Here is a 337-nt window from a genome sequence, read left to right on the forward strand (position 1 = left end):
GGTGGCGATGCGCTTAGGGGACACACCCGTTCCCATCCCGAACACGATGGTTAAGACCTAAGCGGCCGATGGTACTATGTTGGAGACGATATGGGAGAGCAGGTGGCTGCCGGATTGATAACCGGGCTTATAGCTCAGCCGGTTAGAGCGCACGCCTGATAAGCGTGAGGTCGGTGGTTCGAGTCCACTTAAGCCCATTGTCGAAATTCATAAATCTGTGAATGTCGACACCAAGATTTACATTGTACCTTGAAAACTATATACTGAAATATCTACAAGTTAAATTCAATCCTTAGAATGAATTTAACACAAGACATCCGAGGTGATTATCCTAAAA

1 tRNA gene and 1 rRNA gene are annotated in these 337 nt (G+C 46.0%); both read left to right on the forward strand.

The window, feature by feature from the left end:
* Nucleotides 1–115, forward strand: a 5S ribosomal RNA gene (gene rrf, locus ACTNCH_RS12835); the annotation flags it as partial.
* Between the two features lie 8 nt (nucleotides 116–123).
* Nucleotides 124–197 (forward strand) — tRNA-Ile (locus tag ACTNCH_RS12840).
* Nucleotides 198–337 lie beyond the last annotated feature (140 nt).

The sequence above is a fragment of the Candidatus Merdisoma sp. HCP28S3_D10 genome (genome assembly GCF_052065835.1).
In the GTDB taxonomy this organism is placed as follows: domain Bacteria; phylum Bacillota; class Clostridia; order Lachnospirales; family Lachnospiraceae; genus Laedolimicola.